Below are 17,850 nucleotides of genomic sequence, written 5' to 3'. Positions count from 1 at the left end.
AGAGGTGATATCGCGTCTTCCGCTCAAAATATATTGTTTTATACCATTCATAATACTATATAATCATAAAAGATAAAACCCTTATTGGACAGATGTGTAATTTCACTATTAGCGTTAAATAGTTATCATAGCAGTTTACCTCTTAACCATCTATAAGTATGAAATATAAGAGAATCTGCTCTCATACCACTAAGTGAAATTTCAAAATACTCACGAGTACAAGAATGCTTATAATAATGAATGCCGTAACGATCATGGTACATGTACATCCAACCTACTAGATGTTTACGTCTTTTGGCACAATATTTATCAAATGGTTCAAAAGCAATATCTAAATCCGTGTGCACAAAATAACCGGCATCTTCTAATTCCTTTTTGATGCTTTCTCCACCCTTCTTTCATGGCCTTGTAATTTCCTTGAAATACCATTGTTTATCCTGATCATGGGCTGTTGTCATTTCTGAAAGTCCGATGGTCAAATGTATACTTTCTTATTTCAAATCCTTTTGTGTACACCAGCCACTAGAACACTTTTCCCTTGTTTAATGTATAGTTCCGTTGCTTGTGTATCGCTTCTCTTCGAATGAATCACATAGCTTAATGTGAAGCATTGACCCAAGAAGCAACGCCGCCCGATTTTAGTATCATCCAGCTTGGGACATGGATACTTCTGGAATTATGTATGCCGCCTTTGCCCACATCAGGTAATGAATAACATTTACCAGCTTCCTCATGATTCAGACAATCGCCTGTTGCTTCGTCTTTCCTGCCGCCATATTCTGTTCATAGTAAGCGTGGAAATAAGGGTTTCGGGGTTCTTTCTTCGTTTGCGTAACCGCAATCTGCCGAATAGCTAAAACCTTAATAATGTCATGCACTTCCCTGTTACCCTGCTTATGATTTAACACAGCATTAAAGAAAAGAAGGTATTCCCTATCTCACTTTAGCCGCCGCGGGCAACCTATTCACGTTTTCATGTTGTCCTTAGCGCGGCAATAGGCAAAAAGAAAACCACAATACGAGATGATTGTGGTTGAATACAAATGTCTTGCTATTAAGTTATTCAGACTGATTATTTTTAGTCTTTTTCATTAATTTTAAAAACTCATCACTCATTTTTATTGATACAACTTTAGGACTTTCCGATTCCACTTCGAGTCGCACTTTAAAGCTCAAAATAAAATCAGTAAACGAATGAGCGGTTAGATAAACATTATCCCACAACTCTTGAATAGATGGGTGCATACGCTCTTGCTCATGATCCCAATAATAAATTTTCCCCCAGGTTTCTTCACCTACTCCTATACATAGTTGATCTCCACCCGGACTCTCAGCTATCGGGATCAAAGTCGTTGGCATACGCCCAATATAACGGTCAATAATTTTAAACAAATTACTTTCCCCTTCTTGAAACCCGTAAAAGTTGACAATTCCTTCAGTACCATCTGATCTTGCAGATGGATATTTATTCAGCAATGGAAAACATATCTCATGATCAATGTTTACAGTTCCAAACTCCATAAGAAATTCCGAGTAATCGATTGGCAGTTTAATATTATATTTTTGTTCAATCTTTATAATTAGTTCTTTAGGAAAAGCACCAAATCTACTTGTAATCCCCAGCTCTTTTAATCTATTTTCAATGTCTTTAAATTTACCCTTCAATTTAGTTACCTCCCTCTTAAATCAGATGCTGAACCAATATGTGGTATATTACCATGAAGTTTTGAAGGAATTAATTGGATTGTTTTATCATCAAGATGATGTGGCGTCAGCTCATTGTCTGAAAGCCACTGTTGTGCCTTAGTTTTATTCTCTAACCCAAGAATGTCTTTAAGTTCCTTATATACCAAATCAAAATCGTCCTTGGTTCCATTAAGTTTACCACTTTCGAATGTAATATCAAGTCTTGACCAAGGAGAGAAATTAGGTCGTCCATTAACAAAATCGACACCAGCATCACCAATTATTTCTTTAACATCTGCTTTATCAGAATACCATTTACCATTTCCACGTGTTCCTTCCCAATAACCACCATTCTTTGGCATTCTGGTTTTTATGCCACTACCCAGTACCATCAATAAAATTTCTTCTTCTTGACTTTGAGGTACCATATAATTATTATAAAATTCCTGTCCGACAGCACGGTCTGAATCGTAGCTCTCTATTCCTCGGGCTTCATCAACTTTACCCCAAGCCTTGCTCCATAGTCCAAAACTGTAACTATCTACGAAAGAATCTAGAAAACCTGAAACAGCATTTAACCAGTCATGTCCACTCGGGTCTATGCGAGTTAAAGGGTTATTCCCAACATACGTATATAAATTCAAACTAAGCGGGTTCTTTATATCCCCTTCATACGTATCCTTATTAATAAATCGTCCCACAGTAGGATCATAATATCTGGCACGCAGGTAGTAAAGACCTGTATCCGAATCATACTGCTCACCAGCATATTTAAAGGTGTTTCTTACTACCTCCTTCTGATTTTGTATATTCCCCCATTCATCATATTGATAGGAGTTCTGGACTTTTCCGTTTCGATCTGTAATTTGGACTACGTCACCATGGCCATTGTATAAGTAATAATATTGTTGGCCGTCTGTACGATCATTCTTTGCTAGTAACTTATCAGGGCCCCAAACGTAATCAGCTTTGACTGTATTGCCTGCATCGGATTCTGTAATTACTTTACCAGAACTATTATAGGTGTAACGAATTGTTTCGGTAGGTGACAATTTCTTGATGCGAAGCCCATCAGTTCCATATTGAAAACTTGAGCTGGCACTACCGGTTTGGTATTGCTGCAATTGGTTCCATACATCGTAGGTATAATTTGCTTCATTCAAACCTACTAGCAAATTATCATCTGCTACTACCTGACGATTCCCACGAACATCGTACGAGTAAGTTACACTTTTTCCATTAGGTCGATGCACTTCAGTTAGTCGATTCTGGTTATCGTAGCCATATGTTGTTGCACCCGTCTCATCGGTTACACGAGTTATGTTACTATTATTATCATAAGTATAGCTATATTGGGACAATGTTTCCCCATTTTTCGAATTTGTTAACGAAAGTAGCCGATTCAGTTTGTCGTAACTGTAATTTGTTTTTAAGAAAGAACCATCGTTTAGCCGCGGATAGGTTACGGTTTTTAATTGGCCTGTTGCAGTATACTCATAATTTGCATATTGGCTGTTATCACCTGTATTATCATTTGAACTACCATTCGTTTGAACTTTTTCAACACGATTACGATCATATTTGAATCGAGTGAAAAAGTTGCCAGGTTGTTGAACCTGAGTTACACGGTTAGACAAATTATAAAGGTAACCTACGGTGTTACTTAAACCCTCGCTATCATATCCCGTAGTGGTTGTAGCGGTCAGTCCTGATGCATAATAAGTATAACCTGCAGATGCCGCAATTCCCCCACCAATCTTGTATTCCGCTCGTTTGGGCCCGAAAGGTTCCATCCCATAAAAAGTTATTCGCTCGTTATTACCAGCAGATAAAGACTTGTTACGACCTAATTGATCATAAAGATTTGTAAACCACACTTGATTCAAATCTTTGCTCTTAGTTACTTGACCTAGTTCATTTGCTACAATCTGTTCCGTTTGTGATGCAGGATCCGTTTTTCCAATCAAACGGCCCATCTCATCATATTGCTTAGATGTATTCCATATTTGTGATCCATCCGTTTGCTTGATGTTTTTCAAATTGCCTAAACGTGTGTAGCTATACGCTGTCGTTTCGGGTCCTTTAGTCACAGCGGACAAACGATTTAGTTTATCATACGCATAACCTGTTATATTTGTTTTCGGATCCGTATACCCAGTCAAATTATTAGCGCTATCATAACTATAGGATTCCGTGATGACATCTGACTGGGAAGGCCAACTTGGGTAACCACTCCGATTTATCGGCCGCCCCCACTGATCCTTGTTCACCACCAAGACATTCTCTCGATATCCAAGATTAGATGGATTCGCATTAAATGCAGTTAGGTTAGCCTGCGGAATCATGTAACTGGTTGTTTTTCGCTGAATAATGTCTGTATCTGTTTTGTAAAGATTACCATAATAATCTGTAATCTGAGGTACACCCCATGCATCATAATTCACTGAGGTTATGAGACTCATTACATTGTTGTTGTCCGTTGGTCGACCCTCATAGATGGGACGGCCTCCGCCATCATAATGAAGCTGCATTTCATTAATCCAGGCACCTCGGTTGTAGTCGTAGAACTGTTGCAACATTAAGTTACCGGATCCATCATAAAAACCTAATCTGTTAATATAGAATCCCTTTTCGTTCGTGTTTATATTGGTGACCTGTGTATAACTTTCCACCTTCGTCGACAAATAATTTTGATTCGTAATGTCAAAGGAATTGGAAATCTGATTGGGTATATACGAAGTCACTTGCTTGGTTGCATATTTAATTCCATCATTCCCTGTGAAATCAGGTAGTTGAACAGATGTTTCTCGACCCAGATTATCGTACTGGTACTGACTGGTTTGCCCTTTGGCATCTGTTACATGGGTAACTTGACCGCGTATGATATCGAAGGCTTTTGTTGTGACAGCCTCAGTCGTACCTCCGTTCTCATTTGTGTAATAAGCTTTTGTTTTCGTTGGGTAAGCACGATTATAATCGGTACCGAACACCGTTATGATACGGGCTGTTTTTCCATCTTCCAGGGATATGGTTGTTTCCGCTTGATTGCCTTCTGTCGTACTGCTGTAATTATGCGTAGTGACCTCATCGTTTGCATTGGTTGTGCTCTGAACGCGGCCATAGGCGTCATAAGTGGTACTTTCTCTTAATGTTACAGTAGGTGATTGTTTCCACTGTTTTTGGATTGGTAATTTAAAGTTTGAATTGTATTCATAATTCGTTGTGTAATTTTGCTTGGTTGCTTCATCATTAATTTGTGAGAGAGTTAAAGGTCTAGAAACACTTTCTAATCCCCCCCAGTTATTATACTTTTGATCAACATACTGTTTTTCTGTGGACGTACCGTCAGATGCCTTTTGAGCTATCTCGGTTCGTAGTGGTAACCACATACTTTGGTTATAATTCCATGTAAAGCTTAAAGTAGACTTCAAAGATTGTTCACCATTACGCGCTTCATTTTTAATTTCAATGGGCTGCAGCAGTGAATTAAACGTACTGGTCTTTTTAATATGAGTGCCAGTATCATAAGCTTCCGAGCTGTAACGATACGTATTAGGAGCTTCAGAAATACTTTTATAAGTTGGATAACCTGTATAATCGCCTACATAGTTGTAGCCTACCAAATTTTGAGTGGACACGTCCCCGTACACTTCAAATTCTGCCAAAGCATACCCGTCAAAATTGTAATTTGCTGTAGAACGATAGGGACCTGTATTTACGCCCTGCATGCGAATATACCTAGCATTGACTTCCATATTGGCTACATCAACGAACGAATCTTTACTGTTTTGAATCCGCTTGATCGTTGTCCAATTTACTGCATCATTGGAATATTGCAAGTCATACGTCGGGGCCCGTGGGCTTGACCATGTTAATATCACGCTTCGTACGAGTTTGGCTTCGCCCAGATCAACGTAAATCCAACCGGTATAATCGTTATTTCTGCTTACCCAACTGGTGTTAACGTTGTTATCCGTAGCATAATCAGCATAATCGTAATAAGGATCATCACTGCCATATTCATGCTCTGAAGAAGCCACGGTATGCTGAACTATATGACCTCGGCCATTATTTGGAGTATCACCAGCCTTCATTTTTTTATCATAGCGTTGGTTGACTTTAAAGGGTTTGTAGATTCCACTTGATCCCAAGTTTCGGTACGTTTCTTGGTAATGGTAAAAAGTACTTGAATGCGGATAATTCACTGAAGTTAACAACTTCAAAGGAATGGTTGCAGTTCCACCCGCACCTATACTTTTATTGTTGAAATTAAACTGTGTCATTTGTGTTGAGTAATTGTAGAAAATGCTAGTTGCATCGCTAGTTCCGTAAGCGTGTGTCACCGACCATAAGAATGGTTCGTAACGTCCATTTACGGAATCTCTCATTTTTGTGTATTGAATTACATAGCTTTTTGGATTATTAGGGTAGTTCACAGTAACCGTCAGCTTATCACCTGAGAATGAGCTGGCATTAATATTGTTATCATAGGTAAAGGTAATCACTCTACCTACCGAGTCAATCACTTGCTGAATAAATGGGTACGCTTTTCCGTTAATCACTCTATCGGAATAAACATACTTAATCTCATTTCCGAGTAAATCTTTGATACCTAATACGCGTCCATCATTGGAAAAATAAGTGCGCTGAATTCCGTGTTTAACAAACACAAACTTGGATGAGCTTTGTCCGTTAGAATAAGAGGCATCCTCTCTAAATTCTCCAGTGTTTTCGGGATTGCCTAAAATTGAATACACATTATACTCCATTGAGTAGCTGATCCCGTGGACGTTGCCACCCTCTTCGTGAAGATAATAATTTTTCTCACCAGTCAACTCATCGTCGTGAATTTCGACGGATGGAAAAGCGAATGACCACCCTGCACCTAAATCGTATTTGGAACGTGCATAGCTGGTTGGTTCTGTTGTATTGATTAGTTGCTTACAATAGAACCCTCCCCCGAGGCCAACCGATGCATGCGCCACCTGTGGATTATTTTGTATAAATTGATTGGAAACCGCTAAAGCAAGTGCGTAAGTCAAATATGAGCCTGTATTACCTGTACTGCCATTCACATTCGTATAATAGATGCTATACAGATATTGTTTGTATGAGCACGTTGACACATTATCCTCAAACGTAGCTTTCTTTTCCCCATATTCAGCAGCTGATGATTGGTACACACGCATAATGGAGAAGTCCATTCCGTCCTTGCCGGGAAGAGTTAAATCGTTTGCTTTTAATGTTAAAGAACCACTTTGAGAATCAATGGATTCAGCAACGTTTTGACGATCTAATGTTTGTGCTTTATTCGTTTCATTAATGCTCGCTGGGCCAACAATACCATTCAGTACGCCATGGAGATCATTTACACTCACCTCGGCTTGTGTTGTTTGGGATGATACTGCGAATACGAGAAGGCATAGCAGCCAGGTACGAAAGATAGTCAAAAACGATCTCACGGCTTTACCTCCTTAGATTCGGATTGATCTTTTGCTCTTGACTTCCTATTGTTTTCAAAGAATAGTTGCAAATCAATTCCATTCTCTTTCGTTCTTTGTTCAATTCGTTTTAAATCATCTGAGTTCAGACCTTGAACGTCCTCTTCGGTCAATCCAAGCTTGTCCAAATCGTCTTTGGGAATTACATTATAGTATTTATCTTCTATTAAATAGCCCTCAATAGATTTCATACCGCTACTTTTGTAAGCTTCCAAAACAATTGGAAATGAGGGTGCGCGACCCTTATCCACCAAATCTAGAATCGCAATTTGATCGGAAATCGGTACATGCTCGGAATCGAGTTGCTGTATTTCCTTGGAAAATTTACTGGTGTATTTCTGCAAAGTAGAGCTTAGTTTTTCCTTTGATAAATTATCCTCAATTTGTTCCCAGTTCAACTGTTTTTCTTTTTTCATTTTTAAAAGATCACGGGGAGCGATCCCCCATGTATTCCCCAGTTCATCTGATTTCAATAAGTCATCGATCGTAAAGCCTTGTTGAAATAGTTCTTGAATATCCTTGGATGTATATCGATATTTGTCTTGTGCTTCCCCCACAGTACTCAAGCGGTTTTTGGCTTTTGCCGGATCTGATTTAACCAAAGTACTGGAAGACAACAATTCACTTGCTACGGTTTTTGTTTCAATGATTTCTTCTTTAGGTGGTTCCATGTTGATGGGGGTTATTTTCTGGCTATTGTCACTAGTGGGCTTACTTCCTAATTGCATTTCGCCGATTGCCTTAACAACTTCTTGTGCAAAACCAATAGAAAGTGGTGAGAAACTGGAATAGATCAGTCCAGCGATAAGCGAAATAACGAGTAGTTTTTTATATTTTCTCATTGCAATCTCCTTAGATATTTTTTTCCTCATTTGTTTCCGGTCATAGCGATTATCATATTTATACACTATCGTTTTCCCATCCGGGTAGGTCAAGCTCGCTAATTGTTTGGTTATCGGTTGATATGGTTGTTCCCGTTGCCTCCTGCACCGCCATCCATCTACCTGCCTGGTCGTAGAGGTAGCCAATCCCTTCATTTGTAAAATCCCAGTTCTGCCTCCTGAAAAATCCCTAGAAGCATATACACGCGCCCCCATGAAGCTCTTCGCTTGTGCTTCGATTTCGACACATACATATTTTCGGTCACACTCAATATCGGTTTTATTCCCCGAATTGAGTGGAGAAGTTGAGATATTAATTAGTTTTGGTCATTAGATTTCCGTTATTATCATACTGATAGGTTTTTATTACTATTCCTGTAGAAGCATGAGTAATCTTACTCAAACGACCTGATAAATCATAGTTAAAATTAAATTTCCCTGTGAATTTCACTGGCCTTGAAGGTAGAATTTCTACTTCGTTTGTAAATCTTGATTCACTACCATCAGGCCGTATTGTTTTTATCTTAAATTTGTACTGCTTGTCTGCTAATATATCAAATTTATTCATACCTGCATCTGTTATTCTGTCTAATATATTAAATTGTAAACTGTTTATATTTCTTGGAAATGCATCTCTATTTTGACCATTAACATACAATAAATAAGAACCAACCATTCCTGGCTCTTCTGCAGGTACCCAATTCATGAAAACAATTCCTCCAGGAGCTATTCCTATTGTTAAATTACTCGGTGCAGATACATCAAAAAGATCAACAGTTAACGAATTTGTAGAGGCAGAGACCGTACCATCTTTAAGCAAAGATTTTACTTTAAATGTGTACTGATCCTTAGTGTTTGGAAGATCATAGATCACTATCCTATTTAAAATTGTACTGCGTATGAGGTTATCATTTGAAAATACCTGATATTCATTTATTAAATTCGGATTGTTGACTGGATCCCATGTCAAAATGACACTGTATATTTGTCGATCTACACTTGCTTGTAAATTACTCGGATTTGCTGGTCCAGAGGTGTATCTGATCTCGACGGTGAAATCATTATCATAATTGTAAAATTCTTCTTGATAGAAAACAATTCCGTAAAATCTTCCATTAGCACCAAAGAGATTTGAAAGGGTCGAATTATTAATAATTGAATAGTTCTGAAACCCATCAAACGTGGTAGTCTGTGCTACCCAGATAACATTCTTACCATCCTGAACCGGATTAACGTCTGAATAATCTACAAAATTACCGTACTCTTGTCGGGTCAAAAAAACTTGTGAGGGGACGTTATAGGAAATTTCACTATGAGACAAATAATCTTCATGATGAGAATAATTTGACACCTTCAACTCTGTAATATTTACAATATTTATATCATCCGTGTCCATATAAATTGTGTTTGAACCATTATCATATTCAAGGTTTTTTTAGAAATCGTGGTGGGGTCAATTAAAAGTGGATATTGGAGATTAGTATCATCAAGTATGATTTCTAACAAGTAAGAGGAACTATTCTTTATTACATTTGTCGTTAGTTTATCAAAACGTAGTTGATCACTGGCAGAGTCTTTTACCCACATTCTGGGGATAACATACATTACTTCTTGGTTTTCATTAATGAATACAATAGTCCCGTTCACGTTTTTGATAGGCGTTAAGCCTTTAGATTCAATTTTAAAATTAAATTTTTTTGGGGCTTCTTTTGTCTCTAACAATAGGTCCATCTTCAAAGAATCGTTTTGAAGGCGGTATCTTAATACAGTATCATACCAAACGTTCGTGTAATCAATCATATTTTCATACACATTACCAATCACGGATTGGTTAGAAACAGGCTCGTATCTTATCGAATATTGTTTATCTGATATAGTTGTGATTGCAGATTCCTTTTGGAAAACAATAGATGTCTCATCAGTGAGTACATTACCATACGTTTTATTTGTTATTTGTTTTATTTTATTGTTTACACCTACCCATTCACCACCAGAATTTTGGTGGTGTTGGGCATAGGTAGATTTAACAACAGTCAACGTGTTGTCATCATTCAAAAATGTTTTACTGAACTTTGTTCTCTTTTCGGGTAATTCCTTTATTTTCTTTCGGTTATTGTCCTTTAACTCTTTGTATACATTATTTGTTACACCTTCATTTGAGGCTAATGCCGCCACTTGTGTACCTTCGGTTGCGTGTATCATACCCCACGAAGTAAAAGTGGTTGTAAGAAATATGAGAATGGTAACACAAGATAGTATTTTTTTTACGAGCATGTCATTCCTCCGCTTATTTGTTTGTAGTTTGAATTGATTTTGCAATTTTTCAAAATTAAAGTGATTTCGATTTTGGTATTTACGAGTATGTTGTTTGTTAAATTATTTTCTTTCCCCCTTTATACGTATTTTTAATCGATCAATACCTCAAATCACTTTAACAATGTAGTATTTACCTTAAAATTGAGCAAGGCTGAATTTTGTCGAATATTGTATTTTTATTGTAAATATTGAGTTATTTTCTTTAATATCTAAAATTAGAGGGTTCGACAACCGCTGTGTAGCGTCACACCTTACACATATGTGTGTACGAAAACATGTCGCTAGTCATATATACCCTCCACTTTATATAGTATTTGAGGGGACCAGTTAACATTTTTAACCAAAATTCACGATATTACATTACTTTCCATATAGGATTGGATTCTTTGACTCTAAGAGTTACAAACTTCAAGAAATTATCCATAAAAGAAGACCGCTGTCCTAACAAGTTAGAATGAGCGGTCTTCTGCGGATATTAAATTGTCATGGATAGGCGCAGCCTTCACACGATCCGTGGTCTTTTGGAAAATAGCATTTATGTCATTAAATTCTAAAAACCTTTTATATTACTTGAATCACTTATTGATGAGGGTTACGTACGATACAGCAGGTCGCCGGACCAGCATGAAGGACCCAACCGGCACAACGAGCTACAGCTATTAGGCTAATACGAAGGATCTGGAAATAGTTACAATATATGACGCATTTTCCCAACTCGGATCGGTTGCTAATACATAAACATCGTAAGCGATAAATACAACATCAGCGATGGTATCGACAATATGACCTGAGGGGTCACCGAACTTATTGGGGTTGTTATGTCCATACGTGTATTGGTTCAAACTCAGCGGACTTTTTATATCCCCTTCATACGTATCGTGATTCAGAAACCTCCCTATACTCGGACGTACTTTACGCACGCAGGCATTGCAAGTGGGCACCACTGTCCCATACCTCGCCGCTATAACGAAATGGATTGGCTACTTATTGGTGCAGACTGTCGTATTCCCCCCCAGATAAGACGCATACTCGTCCAAGCGTGTTTTGCCTGCTGCATCCCTTAGTTACGTCCCCATGTCGATTTTGACAAGTACGCTTGGCTTCCGTCTGTTGTCCTGCGAGTAGCCAGCCCGTTTCATCAGACTACAGAACTCGTTACCCTGTACATGTCGTCAAATGACCTTGTCATATTATTAAATTAAATTTATCCAATTTTTGAAATAATCTTTTGCATTACAATATTAATGCTCTCGAAATTGGGATCAATCGCCAGAACTTTAGCTGCCCATATTTTTGCTTGTTCATACTTTTTTGATATAAAGTTTATCTTTACTAATTCATAAACGATTTCAACATCATTTGGATTGAGTTTGTACGCTTCCTCTAAAGATTCGATTGCTTGTTCAATTCTTTTTAATTTAAGTAATGCCAATGATTTGTTCCACATAGCCTCGGTAGAATTGTGATCTAGTCCTAATGCGATATTAAATTCGTGTAATGCAGAATCTGGATCATCTAAATGCATGAAGATTAAGCCAATATTCAAGTGAACTTCACTCTGATCAAAATTAATACTTAATGATTTTTTATAGTGCAATAATGCTTGTGGGTAATTTTTTTCATTTTGATAGTACAATCCAAGATAGAAATATACATCTTCATTATCAGAATTAATAACTTCAGCTTTTTGAAAACATTCCAATGCATTCTTAAGATCATTTAATTTTAAATAAACTCTTCCCAAATTAAATATAGGGCGTTCCCAATCTGGAGCTATATTGATTACTTTTTCAAAATAATCCTTGGCTAATAAGTAATTACCTAAAGCAAGATAACAGCATCCTAAATAGTTAAGACAAGAGTTTGGTTCTTCTTTTTGTTTGAATGCTTGCAAAAATAATTCAATTGAATCAATATACTTACCTTCTGTGTATAATCTTTCAGCCTCAACGTACAATTTCATTTTCTATTACCTTCTTTATTTATCAATATATTCGTCAAGCTCATTCCAACTTTTGTTATCATCGTTACTTCCACCTTCCTTGTCCTTATGTAAGTCTTTGGACTGTTCTTCACGTTTGGTTCTGTCTCCGAATTTATCTTTTATTTGTTTCGCTTCTCTTTTTTTTGCATCTCTTCCACGAAGCCTATCATTATTATTTTGATCATCAATTTTATCTAATGCACCCTCATCTTCCCACCAATTGCTTAGTATAACTGAACTATCCGCATTTTGTCTCGTTCTATCCATTTCCGTTAGCTCTTGCATTTCAGATTCCATTCTTGCGTTCAAAAAATTCTCATGGTCGGATGAATCACTTCTCGTAGCAGAAACAGAAGCCGCAGAAATTGGTGAACTTGGATTTGTATATGGATTAGAACTTGGTCCACCAACGGCACCCACACCTGCTCTCATCCCTCCAATTGCTCTTGACATTACGCTATGTCCACTTGGGTCCCAGTACCTCAACGGGTTATTATGACCATACGTATAAAGATTCAAACTCAGTGGATTGCTAATATCCCCTTCATACGTATCCTGATTCATAAACCTTCCTATGCTCGGATCGTACCATCGCGCACGTAAGTATTGCAAGTGGGTGCTGTTATCCCAAAACTCGCCGCTGTAGCGAAATGGATTGGCCACTTGTTCGGTAGCGAGTGTCTGATTCCCCCAAATATCATACGCATACTGGTTCAAGCGGGTGTTGCCTGTCGCATCTCTCAGTTCCACGATGTCCCCATGCCCATTGGACAAATAGTACGCTTGGCTTCCATCTGCTGCCGCGCGGGCGGCTAACCCATTCCCCCGGATATATCGCGCTTTTAGCGAGGCAACTCCACCAGACACATTCCCTTCGGCGATTAAGTTTCCACTGTCATAGTAGTAACGTGTGGTGATGCCATTTTCCGTACGCTCATACAGTTGCCCATCTCCGTTATACCGGTACGTAACCGCGGCGTTTCCTGCTGGAGCCACTTGCGTGAGCCGATCTGAGGCATCATAGCTATAATCCACATTCTCAATGATCGGGGCGTAATCGCTCTGCATCGTCGCTCGGTTGCCGCGGTTATTATACGTATACGATTCGTTGTACTGGCTAGAGGTCTCAATGCGGTCCAACTTATCATAGCCAAAGGAATAAGGAACTCCATTCTCCACTTTGCTCGTCATATTCCCATTCGCATCATACCCATAGCTATAGCTATTGATGACCGTTTCGTCTGCTTTCTTATGCAGCAAGGTGTTCAGCTTCAATCCATCATACGCATACTCGCTCTTATTTCCATTACGTAATTTTGCTCTGCTCAGCAGGTTGTTTCCCTTATACGTATATGCGGCATCGTAATTGTTCATATCCGTTGTTGGCCCCACAACGTCCAGTCGGTTGCGATTGTCATAGTGATAATAACTCACGTAACCGAAATGATCCGTCATCGATTTCCGTAACCCAAGCTGATCATACTCATACGCGATGTACCGTCCATCTGGTGAGGTCACCTTCTGCAATTCACCGGTTGTTGCTTTGTAGTTGTATCGGGTCGTGCCGGTCAGGTCGCTCATGACCGTTCGCCGTCCGGCTCCATCGTAGTCGAAGCCCACCGTCTCACCCGGGCTTGTTCTTGTGATCAGCCGATTTCGATTGTTGTACGCATACTGAGTCACTTGTCCCTTACGATCGACCTTTTTGGCTAGCTGGTCGTTCCCATTGTAATAGAGCTTTTCCTCTTGCTGCAAGGGGTCCTTTTTCAGGATCATTCGTCCCCGTTCATCATATTGCTTGATCAGCTTATTCCCGTCGGCATATTGAACTTCTTTCAACATCCCCGCCAACGTATAGGCGTACGAGGTGACTTCATTATTCGCCTGCGTGACCTGTTTCAAGCGGCTTAACGCATCATAACCATACTTCGTCAAATTCCCTTTGGCGTCCCAATGACTAAGCGGGGTAGTGAGATAGCCGTATTCCATCCGTTCCAGTGGGAACAAGCTGCCATTCTTGACTTCCTCTTTCTTCTCTACACGCCCCAGCTTGTCCGTCGTTGTTTTTACCCCAGAGCCTTCGGGATCTACTGTGGTTTGTGTCCGGGCGATATCATCGTAGGACATCACGGTCTGCAAGGCATCGGGGTACGTCGTCCTGATCGGGCGGTTCCAGGCATCATAAGTTACCTGTGTACGTTTGCTTGCCGCATCTTCGGACCATATTTGGCGGCCGTAGCTATCGTTGCCATATTTCATTTTGACTTGATACGTTCCGTCCAGGATCCCTTCTTCAATTCGCTCCCCCAACGGGTTCCAGCGAATCTTGGAAGTCACGCCCGTCTCATCGGTTACCGTCATCTCATTGGTGAGATCGTTGTAGGTTGCGGTTTTCGCCAAGGTATCGGCAAACTGAATACGCGTTATCCGATTCAAAGGATCATAGTCCATGATTGTCGTGTTCCCCGCCCCATTCTTCACGGTTTTGAGGTTACCCGTAATCGGGTCATACGTGAAGGTCCGGCTGATCGTGGAGGGGATTCCATCTGCATCGGTCACCGTTTGGGTTTCCTTGGTCGGAAACGCACCGTTATAATCGGTGCTGTACTCCAGTTGGGTGATGTTTTGACGACCCCCGTCATCCAGGATTTTGATCTGGACCGGGTTCCCGTACCCATCGATCTCATACTCCGTCTTTTGTAAGACGCTGCCGTAGGCATTATTTTCCTTGATCACTTCCTGTGTGACCGTATGCTTGGCATTTCTCGTCAGCTCTTTGTACAGGCTCAGCCCCGCACGAACCGGTTGCGTGATGCTTTTGAGCAAGTGGGACGTCGGATCATATCCATATTCAGTCGTCACCCTCAGGGCATTGGTTTCCGTTAACTTGTTCCCATAGATGTCGTAGGTGTAATCCACCGTGCTCACATCCGATTCCAGCTGGGTGCTGGTTTTTTTGGTTTTCGTAGAGACACTGCTCGGTACCGGCAATTTCCGCACTTCGTCATACGTAGAGTCGGTCGTGCGAATCAGACCATCTCCACTTTCGACTTTCCTGTACGTGTACGGATAATAGGACAATCCCTCATCCCAGACCCAGAGTCTACGATTGTAAAACGTGGTGCTTGTTAAATCGTCCGCTATCGTCATCGAAAATTCGGTGTTGGTAGAATCGGCATCGGCGTTTAAATCGCCCACATAATGGAATGTTTTTTTATTTTTGATTTCTACCACGTTTTGCTCATTCTTCATCCGATCTTCACGGGCGAGAACCCGGTATCCGCCCGTCTGCGCTTTACCGTAATACCGGATGACGGGTTCAGCATCATATGTATATTCGCTTGTAGCCGTTGTCGGATAGGTAACGCGATTTAATAAAGCGTACGGATACGGCGCATTTCTCCACGTCGGATCCTTGATTTGGTAAGCATACGTCGTCTGGCGGTTGTTCGCATCCGTTACGCCTGTTAAGATCTTTTTCTTCGACATGTACGTTTCATTATTTTCATACACATAGCGATTTTCCGTTGTGTACGTCACGGTTTTAGTTCCCTGTGTGAGCACGACGCTATTCTCATGGTACGTAATCACGATCTCGCTACCTGCCGACCCGGTGATTTTGGAAAGCAGCCCATTCCCTCCATACGTAAAGGAGATCGTGTTTTGGTAAGCATCCATGATTTTGATCAATTGGTGGTTGGCATTGAACAAATACTGGGTGCCATCTAACAAATGTAACGTAAGGGTGATAAGCCCAAAACTATCGTCTCTCTCCGTACTTACGGTGACATCATTCCAAGGATTTCCCTTCAGAATGGTGAATCCATCATAGTACTCGAAGGAACCTTTTCCTGGGATATAGACATTATAATTATTGATCAAACGGGATAGCGAAGGGAGATCCCAGAACCAACCGGTTCCGATCCGGTATTTGGAATCAATCGTAGGCGCATCAACCGCGTTTTTCGCATATTTCAAATATTGGGCTTGGTTGCTGTCATACACACGGGTTAAGGCAAAGGATTGTCCATTGCGCCCGGGCAGCACCAAATCGGTCTCCCGCAGCGTCAAGCCGCCCGTTAGTGTAGACACGATTTCATTGCCCATATTCAGTTTAAACGGCGCTTCATTCGTCTTAATCTCCTCCGATGATTCGCCTACAGCAGCCACGTGGACCAAGCCATCTGCATCCGGGATCGGCAGGCGTTGAGCGAAATCACGCATGGAGAGATCTTCTACAATCTGCCCCGGTCCCGGAAGGGACGGATTCGGGTTGGTGGGTTCATGATCTGCAGGTGTTGTGGAAATCGGTCGGCTTAGGGCTTGTTGGGCATCAACCAGTCCGTACCCATACACGGACTTTTCACCTAAGGTAAGGGTACTTTCTTTCAGTGTTTGACGCAGACTTACAGCCGTTGCTGTCGGTGCTTTTTGCTTCAACAAAGCAGCCACACCAGCCACGTGGGCAACGGAAGCCGACGTTCCACTAGCCACCGCGTTACTGCCGGTTAAGGAAAGTCCTGTTATGTTAACGCCGGGAGCGACAAGTTCCACTTCCGGTCCCCGGTTGGAGAAAGAGGCCACCTGATTATTGCCGTCAACAGCTCCGACGGCCATGGCCGTACTGAATTTGGCTGGATAGGAAACGGATGATTTTCCATCGTTGCCGGTTGCCGCGATGAGCAGAATCCCATTGGCAGCGGCCAACTGCATCGCTTCTTTTAATGCGGCGGAATGCTCTTCGCCGGCGAAACTTAGGGTGACGATGTCCATGTGGTTGTCAATTGCCCATTCCAGACCTGCGATCACCCAGCTGTAACGACCGCCACCGTTCACGTCAAGTACTTTCACCGCATACAGATCGGCTTCAGGTGCAATCCCAACCAATCCTTGACCGTTGCGCAGCGCGCCGATAATACCGGCAACATGGGTACCATGTCCATTTGTATCCGAATAGCTGGTCTCATTCGGAACGAAAGTTGCGCCACCAGTCACCCGAAGATCGGTATGATTCGCCGCGATTCCGGTATCCAGAATCGCGATTTTGACGCCTTTGCCCGAGTAGACGCTGCTATATACGCTGTCGGTAACAGCTGGTACATGAATTTGAGTCAGGTTAGGCGTGACAAGGTCAGCCGATTTCTGGACATAGCTGTCCCGTTCCACATACTCCACATTGGGATCCTGCTGGAGCTTTTGAAGGTCCGCTTTTTTTAAACGAACGGCTGCATGGGCATTCAAACGACTGAACGCCTTCTCTGTCTTTTTGCTCATCGTACGTAATGTCGTGTTGCCTTTGGAGCCGTCTTTGAATTTGACAATATAGCCGATTTCCTCATCTTTTTCAAAGGATGGGTTGGGGGCGGCTAGCAAAGGTGTGGTCAGGCTGAATACAATAAGGAATACAAGCGATATGGCTGTGAGCTTCTTAAACATAATTACCTCCGGGATCATTATCGGTTCATACAATGGATTTGGATCG

The 17,850-nt window shown here is 40.9% G+C and carries 8 protein-coding genes and 1 pseudogene; all 9 read right to left on the bottom strand.

Annotated elements, in window-relative coordinates:
* Positions 1-644: 644 nt before the first annotated feature.
* Positions 645-896 (bottom strand): annotated as a pseudogene (locus tag LRL21_RS47355) (IS110 family transposase); the annotation flags it as partial.
* Positions 897-1,059: 163 nt separating this feature from the next.
* Complete coding sequence (locus tag LRL21_RS31480) at positions 1,060-1,665, bottom strand: SMI1/KNR4 family protein (protein ID WP_240419725.1); 606 nt, start codon at positions 1,663-1,665, stop codon at positions 1,060-1,062.
* 5 nt (positions 1,666-1,670) lie between these two features.
* Positions 1,671-7,148 (bottom strand): RHS repeat-associated core domain-containing protein, encoded by a 5,478-nt coding sequence (locus tag LRL21_RS31475; RefSeq protein WP_240419724.1) that lies wholly within the window; start codon positions 7,146-7,148, stop codon positions 1,671-1,673.
* Positions 7,145-8,029: a hypothetical protein gene (locus tag LRL21_RS31470; RefSeq protein WP_240419723.1), complete on the bottom strand. Its 885-nt coding sequence runs from the start codon at positions 8,027-8,029 to the stop codon at positions 7,145-7,147. The genes LRL21_RS31475 and LRL21_RS31470 overlap by 4 nt, the downstream gene beginning before the upstream one ends.
* Positions 8,030-8,381: 352 nt before the next feature.
* On the bottom strand, positions 8,382-9,464 hold the full coding sequence (locus LRL21_RS31465) for an RHS repeat domain-containing protein (RefSeq protein ID WP_240419722.1): 1,083 nt from the start codon (positions 9,462-9,464) through the stop codon (positions 8,382-8,384).
* Positions 9,446-10,342, bottom strand: a complete 897-nt coding sequence (locus tag LRL21_RS31460; RefSeq protein WP_240419721.1) for a hypothetical protein — start codon at positions 10,340-10,342, stop codon at positions 9,446-9,448. Before LRL21_RS31460 ends, LRL21_RS31465 begins: the two co-directional genes overlap by 19 nt.
* Positions 10,343-11,043: 701 nt before the next feature.
* Positions 11,044-11,304 carry an RHS repeat-associated core domain-containing protein gene (locus LRL21_RS31455; RefSeq protein ID WP_240419720.1) on the bottom strand — a complete coding sequence of 87 codons (261 nt, stop codon included), beginning with the start codon at positions 11,302-11,304 and terminating at the stop codon, positions 11,044-11,046.
* A 284-nt stretch (positions 11,305-11,588) separates the two neighbouring features.
* Positions 11,589-12,347: a tetratricopeptide repeat protein gene (locus tag LRL21_RS31450; protein ID WP_240419719.1), complete on the bottom strand. Its 759-nt coding sequence runs from the start codon at positions 12,345-12,347 to the stop codon at positions 11,589-11,591.
* A gap of 15 nt (positions 12,348-12,362) precedes the next feature.
* Positions 12,363-17,804 (bottom strand): S8 family serine peptidase, encoded by a 5,442-nt coding sequence (locus tag LRL21_RS31445; protein WP_240419718.1) that lies wholly within the window; start codon positions 17,802-17,804, stop codon positions 12,363-12,365.
* Between the last annotated feature and the right edge of the window lie 46 nt (positions 17,805-17,850).

The organism is Paenibacillus periandrae, assembly GCF_022458865.1.
GTDB lineage: Bacteria > Bacillota > Bacilli > Paenibacillales > NBRC-103111 > Paenibacillus_S > Paenibacillus_S periandrae.
This window is presented reverse-complemented; position numbering and strand designations above follow the sequence as displayed.

What these genes read in the sequence shown, in the direction of transcription:
- LRL21_RS31445 (WP_240419718.1), bottom strand. Translation starts at nt 17,804, where the DNA reads ATGTTTAAGAAGCTCACAGCCATATCGCTTGTATTCCTTATTGTATTC.
- LRL21_RS31465 (WP_240419722.1), bottom strand. Translation starts at nt 9,464, where the DNA reads ATGGACACGGATGATATAAATATTGTAAATATTACAGAGTTGAAGGTG.
- LRL21_RS31450 (WP_240419719.1), bottom strand. Translation starts at nt 12,347, where the DNA reads ATGAAATTGTACGTTGAGGCTGAAAGATTATACACAGAAGGTAAGTAT.
- LRL21_RS31470 (WP_240419723.1), bottom strand. Translation starts at nt 8,029, where the DNA reads ATGAGAAAATATAAAAAACTACTCGTTATTTCGCTTATCGCTGGACTG.
- LRL21_RS31460 (WP_240419721.1), bottom strand. Translation starts at nt 10,342, where the DNA reads ATGCTCGTAAAAAAAATACTATCTTGTGTTACCATTCTCATATTTCTT.